This window comes from Pseudomonas sp. B23(2017), from assembly GCF_002113725.1.
GTDB lineage: Bacteria > Pseudomonadota > Gammaproteobacteria > Pseudomonadales > Pseudomonadaceae > Aquipseudomonas > Aquipseudomonas putida_Z.
Genome location: NZ_NEJM01000039.1, coordinates 1 through 1819, shown reverse-complemented (window position 1 = coordinate 1819; position 1819 = coordinate 1). Strand labels below are relative to the sequence as shown.

1 protein-coding gene is annotated in these 1819 nt (G+C 65.4%); it reads left to right on the top strand.

Features of this window, described 5'->3' with window-relative positions; genetic code table 11:
- On the top strand, positions 1–1819 hold a 1819-nt coding region (locus CAG46_RS27430; RefSeq protein WP_256575152.1), incomplete at both ends, for a DUF5801 repeats-in-toxin domain-containing protein.

Below are 1819 nucleotides of genomic sequence, written 5' to 3'. Positions count from 1 at the left end.
CAACAACCCCGATGACTCGAAGACCCTGACCTCCGACAACCTGGTGACCTTGACCGCGACCAAGACCGACAAGGACGGCGACAGCGCCCAGGCCATCCTCAACATCGGCCAGAACCTGGTATTCAAGGATGACGGCCCGAGCATCAGCACCACCGGCACGGAACCAGTCCTGACCGTCGATGAAACGGACCTGACGACCAACGCCACGCAAAGCTTCGCCGCCAACTTCACCTCAGCCTTCGGCGCCGATGGTCCCGGTACGCTCACCTACGCCCTGGGCGTGGTGGCAGGCGCCTCCGGCCTGACCGACACGGCCACCGGCGAGGCGGTCAACCTGTCGCTCAATGGCACCGTGGTGGAAGGCCGCACGGCCGTCGGCAACCTCCTGGTGTTCACCGTCAGCGTCGCCAGCAACGGTTCCGTTACCCTCGACCAGCTTCGCGCCATCGTGCATCCCGACACCAGCAACCCCGATGACTCGAAGACCCTGACCGCTGACAACCTGGTGACCTTGACCGCGACCAAGACCGACAAGGACGGCGACAGCGCCCAGGCTACCCTGAACATCGGGCAGAACCTGGTGTTCAAGGATGACGGCCCGAGCATCAGCACCACCGGCACGGAACCGGTCCTCACCGTCGATGAAACGGACCTGACGACCAACGCCACGCAAAGCTTCGCCGCCAACTTCACCTCGGCCTTCGGCGCCGATGGTGCCGGTACGCTCACCTACGCCCTGGGCGTGGTGGCAGGCGCTTCCGGCCTGACCGACACGGCCACCGGCGAGGCAGTCAACCTGTCGCTCAACGGCACCGTGGTGGAAGGCCGCACGGCCACCACCAACCTTCTGGTGTTCACCGTCAGCGTCGCCAGCAGCGGTTCCGTTACCCTCGACCAGCTTCGCGCCATCGTGCATCCCGACACCAGCAACCCCGATGACTCGAAGACCCTGACCGCCGACAACCTGGTGACCTTGACCGCCACCAAGACCGACAAGGACGGCGACAGCGCCCAGGCTACCCTGAACATCGGCCAGAACCTGGTGTTCAAGGATGACGGCCCGAGCATCAGCACCACCGGCACGGAACCAGTCCTGACCGTCGATGAAACATTCCTGGCGACCGACGCCACGCAAAGCTTCGCCGCCAACTTCACCTCGGCATTCGGTGCCGATGGCGCCGGTACGCTCACCTACGCCCTGGGCGTGGTGGCAGGCGCTTCCGGCCTGACCGACACGGCCACCGGCGAGGCGGTCAACCTGTCGCTCAACGGCACCGTGGTGGAAGGCCGCACGGCCACCACCAATCTTCTGGTGTTCACCGTCAGCGTCGCCAGCAACGGTTCCGTTACCCTCGACCAGCTTCGCGCCATCGTGCACCCCGACGCCAGCAACCCCGATGATTCGAAGACCCTGACCGCCGACAACCTGGTGACCTTGACCGCGACCAAGACCGACAAGGACGGCGACAGCGCCCAGGCTACCCTGAACATCGGGCAGAACCTGATGTTCAAGGATGACGGCCCGAGCATCAGCACCACCGGCACGGAACCGGTCCTGACCGTCGATGAAACGGACCTGACGACCAATGCCACGCAAAGCTTTGCCGCCAACTTCACCTCGGCCTTCGGCGCCGATGGTGCCGGTACGCTCACCTACGCCCTGGGCGTGGTGGCGGGCGCCTCCGGCCTGACCGACACGGCCACCGGCGAGGCGGTCAACCTGTCGCTCAACGGCACCGTGGTGGAAGGCCGCACGGCCACCACCAACCTTCTGGTGTTCACCGTCAGCGTCGCCAGCAACGGTTCCGTTACCCTCGAC